Origin of the sequence: Methanocalculus sp., assembly GCF_029762515.1 — an archaeon.
Lineage (GTDB): Archaea > Halobacteriota > Methanomicrobia > Methanomicrobiales > Methanocorpusculaceae > Methanocalculus.
Map to the genome: position 1 here is coordinate 1 of NZ_JARVGN010000190.1, position 4,294 is coordinate 4,294.

The 4,294-nt window shown below is 55.1% G+C and carries 5 protein-coding genes; 4 read left to right on the forward strand and 1 reads right to left on the reverse strand.

Going from position 1 to position 4,294, the window contains the following annotated elements; all coding sequences use genetic code 11:
* Positions 1-177 precede the first annotated feature (177 nt).
* Positions 178-426, forward strand: coding sequence for a hypothetical protein (locus tag QCH34_RS07670; RefSeq protein WP_292735446.1), 249 nt, complete (start codon positions 178-180; stop codon positions 424-426).
* A gap of 91 nt (positions 427-517) precedes the next feature.
* Here QCH34_RS07670 and QCH34_RS07675 read toward each other — a convergent pair whose 3' ends face one another.
* Entirely contained in the window at positions 518-1,396 is an 879-nt protein-coding gene (locus tag QCH34_RS07675; RefSeq protein ID WP_300332473.1) for a proline iminopeptidase-family hydrolase, read from the reverse strand.
* Positions 1,397-1,413: 17 nt separating this feature from the next.
* On the opposite strand from QCH34_RS07675, the gene QCH34_RS07680 reads away from it, so the two are divergent.
* From QCH34_RS07680 to QCH34_RS07690, 3 genes are all read left to right on the forward strand, one after another.
* Positions 1,414-2,154 (forward strand): DUF1648 domain-containing protein, encoded by a 741-nt coding sequence (locus tag QCH34_RS07680; protein ID WP_300332475.1) that lies wholly within the window; start codon positions 1,414-1,416, stop codon positions 2,152-2,154.
* Complete coding sequence (locus QCH34_RS07685) at positions 2,151-3,623, forward strand: ATP-dependent DNA helicase RecQ (protein ID WP_300332477.1); 1,473 nt, start codon at positions 2,151-2,153, stop codon at positions 3,621-3,623. The genes QCH34_RS07680 and QCH34_RS07685 overlap by 4 nt, the downstream gene beginning before the upstream one ends.
* Before the next feature lie 76 nt (positions 3,624-3,699).
* Positions 3,700-4,294: pyridoxal-phosphate dependent enzyme (locus tag QCH34_RS07690; protein ID WP_300332479.1), on the forward strand; the 595-nt coding region annotated here is incomplete at its 3' end.

A 4,294-nucleotide genomic window follows, 5' to 3' on the forward strand; every position in this document is an offset into this window, starting at 1 on the left:
GTTGTGAGCAGTACTAGTACAAGAGATAATTTAACCCCCCCCCTGTCACCCTTCATGCATCTTCCTCTCATCTTTCTGCCATCTGCTCTCATCACCACCTCTTTATCTCCCTCTCGCCTTCCTCAGTGATGCCGGATATGGACATTTATATATACATAAAAAACTGTATCTCTGACTATGGCACTCGCTGAGATGCTCACCCCGGTTTCTATCGCCATCCAGCTGATTATCGTTATCCTCGGATGCTATGCGGGGTACAGACTGAAGATAGAGGCAGGATACCTCTTTGCCCTTGCATTCCTGCTCTTTGCAGTCTACGATATCACCTCGATGATGGGATATGGAGATGACATGCTCTCGATCATCAATATCCTCGCCTCCCTCTCAGCACTCGGGGGCATCTACCTGCTCGTGAAGCAGGCATAATCTCTCCTTTCTCTCTTCCTTCCTTCCTCCCTCCCTCTCTCTCTCTTTCTTCTTTCTGCCCGCTCATTCGTTCTTTGATCTTCCGGACTTCCTACCGATCCGCTCCATCCAGAAACGCCGAGAGCACCGCCATGAACTCCTCTTCCGCCTCAAGGAAATGCATGTGCGATGCACCGGCAAAGATCTTCATTACCGCTCCGTCTGTCAGATCGCAGAAGTCCCGGACCGCCAGGGGTGTCGCCTCATCAAACTCGCCGCAGGTAAAGAGCACCGGCAGCCGGAGTTCTCGCAGGACACCTTTCAGATCCTTCTCCCGCAGGCTCCCCCGGACCGTGAACTCAGAGGGCCCCCACATCGCCAGGTAGATCGGGGCCGCCATATATTCGAACATCCGGTTCAGGCAGTCCGGCCAGGGATCCATCCGGCAGAGGTGGCGGCGGTAGTATGCCATCATCGCCTCCTGGTATGCGGGCGAGTCATAGACCTCACATGACTCGTGCATCTCGATCACCGCCCGTGTATCCGGCGGCATCCCGGCGAGCAGCCGCCGCTGGTCTGCTTCCCAGCGAGGTGACGAGATCAGGGGCCCGGCGAGTGTCAGTGAAGCGATATCCTCCTGCCCGTACTTCCCGATATACGCAAGAACAACCATCGCTCCGAATGAATGGCCGAGGAGATGCACCCGCCCCGGTGCAAGCGCCGTTCTGACCGCATGCAGCTCATCTGCGAATCGTTCAAGCGACAGAAGCGAATCATCAACAGGTGCGGGTGAGCGGTATGAGCCGAGCTGGTCATAGCAGATCACCGGCCGGGAATGTGCCAGAGAAAGGAACGGCTCAAATGCATCATAGCTCCCCCCTGGTCCGCCATGCACCAGGATCAGCGGGATGCCGGGCGTATCACCGCCAGCAATACTGTATCCGACTTCCCCTCCCGACACGGAAACCTTTCCTTCTCTTCGGGTATTCATACGGGTTGATTGTGGTTTTGTGGTATAAATCAGTTGAGTACAGTCAACCATCCGCACTCCCGGAGATCTCCGGACAGTATCCCTTTTCATGCTGTGCGTTCAACAGGAAGTACAAGACAATGGAAGCCCACCGGATCGCCACACTCATCATCATCGCCGCATCACTCCTCATAGTAGTCCTCATCTATCCGGCAGCACCGGACCAGATCCCAACCCACTGGAATATCGGGGGCGAGCCGGATGCATGGTCAGATAAGGCATTTGGGCTCGCAATCATCCCGGCAATCCTCCTCGCAACCGCCCTCATCTTCGGAGCCATGCTCAGGTACCTCGGTTCAGGCGACACAAAGACACGGCGGGCAACCGGCTGGTTCATCGTCCTCATTCTCGCCCTCCTCTTTGCAGTCCAGATCTTCCAGAGCCTCACCATCCTCGGCTCTGCAATAGACCCGGCGTTCTTCTTCCCGGTCCTCTTCGCCCTCTTCTATCTCGGTATCTCGATCATCCTCCCCCGGATAATGAAAAGGAATAAAATGATGGGGATTCGGACCCCCTGGACGATGAGGAGCGACGAGGTCTGGGTACGGACACACCAGAGGAGCGCAAATATCTTCCGTATCGCCGCAGGACTCACCCTCTTTGGCGTATTCTATCCCGATCATATCTTCCTCTTCGTTCTTGCCCCCGCCATCATCGCTCTCCTCTGGTGTGTACTCGTCAGCTATATCGAGTACAAAAACCTCAGGGAGATGCCATGAAGGCAGAGACTTCCTGCCAGAAGACCCTTGAAGCATTCTTTGGCCACACCACATTCCGGCCCAACCAGGAGAGGATCGTCGAAGATCTCCTTGCAGGCAGGGACGTCCTCGCCGTCATGGCAACCGGCGGCGGCAAATCCATCTGCTATCAGCTCCCCGCCGTCCTTCTCGGCGGCACCACCGTCGTCGTCTCCCCACTTATAGCCCTGATGAAAGATCAGGTCGATGATATGAACCGGCAGGGAATCAGTGCGGCACTCCTCACCTCGAACCAGACCTATGACCAGAGAAAGGCGGTCGAAGCCGAACTGACAGACGGATCGATCACGATCCTCTATGTCTCACCCGAGCGCCTCGCCCTGCCGGCATTCCGGGACCTCCTCCGGAGAATCAACCCGAAGCTCTTTGCAATCGACGAGGCGCACTGCATCTCCCAGTGGGGCCACCAGTTCAGGAAAGATTACCGTTCACTCTCCCTCATCCGCGATCTCTTCCCGAAAACCCCGATCATCGCCCTCACCGCAACCGCAACCGAAGAGGTGCGGGATGATATCATCACCCAGCTGCATCTCAGGGATCCGATCAAGTATGTCGGCGGCTTTGATCGGGAGAATATCGCCTACACGGCAATCAATGAGAAGCGGGAGTCCGAACGTATCCGCCTCCTTGCACTCCTCATCTCCCGGCACTACAAAAAAGCCGGGATCGTCTACTGCCGTTCCAGAAAAGCAGCAGATGAGATCGCACACGAACTCAGGAGACGCGATATCCGGGCACTCGCCTACCATGCAGGGCTCTCCGGAAATGATCGCTCCCGTACCCAGGACTCTTTCCTCAAAGGCAGGACAGACATCATCTGCGCAACTGTCGCCTTCGGGATGGGGATCGACAAGCCTGATGTCCGTTTCGTCGTCCATTTCCATCCTCCAAAGGATATCGAGTCCTTCTACCAGGAGAGCGGGCGTGCGGGGAGAGACGGAAAACCCGCTGAATCCCTCCTCTTCTACTCAAAACAGGACTTCGCCATCTCAAAAAAACTGATAGAAAAGGAGTACACAAGCCACACCGATCTCTCGATTAGAATCAACAAACTCAGCACCATGCAGGCATGGTGCGAGAGCGCCAGATGCCGCCGCCGGAGCCTCCTCGACGTCTTTGGCGAAGAGTATCCGGCGATGAGCTGTGGAAACTGCGATATCTGCAGATCTGCAACCATGAGCCTTGAAGATCGAATAACAAAAGGCATTGAATCCATATCCGGCCGTTTTGGGATTGATACCGCCGCAGCCATTCTCACCGGGTCGTCAAAAACAGCTGCCCATGCCTCTCTTCCGGCGTTTGGTATCGCAACCGAATGGACCGGTGATGAGGTGAAAAATGCAATTCACGCCCTCATCCGGGATAAAAAGCTCATGCTCTCTAAAAACATGCGGGTAAAGACACAACTGAAGAAGAAGAGACTGGGCTGATCAGAGATACTTTTATTACTCTGATGTACATATTCATACATTACAGAACAATGATGTGTGTAATTGGAGGAATATGATGCAGACCAAGATCTACCTTGACGAGGAGAGCCTCCCGAAGACCTGGTACAATATCCAGGCGGATCTCCCCTCACCCCTTGACCCGCCGCTTCACCCCGGAACCGGAAAGCCGGCAGGCCCTGAAGACTTCGCCCCCATCTTCCCGATGGAGCTTATAGGCCAGGAGATGAGCCAGCAGAAGAATATCCCAATCCCGGAAGATATCAGGGAGATCCTCCAGATCTGGAGGCCATCCCCCTTAATCCGGGCCCACAGGCTTGAGAAGTTCTTGAAGACGCCTGCAAAGATCTACTACAAGTGGGAAGGTGTCAGCCCCGCAGGGAGCCACAAGCCAAACACCGCTGTTCCCCAGGCATACTACAATATGAAGGAAGGGATCGAGCGGATCGCCACAGAGACCGGCGCCGGGCAGTGGGGTTCTGCACTCTCCTTTGCAACGAGCCTCTTTGATCTCGAATGCACGGTCTATATGGTCAGTTCAAGCTACTACCATAAGCCCTACCGGAAATCAATGATGGAGGTCTGGGGCGCAGAATGCATCCCAAGCCCAAGCCCAAGAACCGCATCAGGCCGGGCAATCCTTGAAAAAGATC

Excerpts from the sequence above, each read along its gene's own strand:
- QCH34_RS07670 (WP_292735446.1), top strand. The coding sequence starts at position 178 with ATGGCACTCGCTGAGATGCTCACCCCGGTTTCTATCGCCATCCAGCTG.
- QCH34_RS07675 (WP_300332473.1), bottom strand. The coding sequence starts at position 1,396 with ATGAATACCCGAAGAGAAGGAAAGGTTTCCGTGTCGGGAGGGGAAGTC.
- QCH34_RS07685 (WP_300332477.1), top strand. The coding sequence starts at position 2,151 with ATGAAGGCAGAGACTTCCTGCCAGAAGACCCTTGAAGCATTCTTTGGC.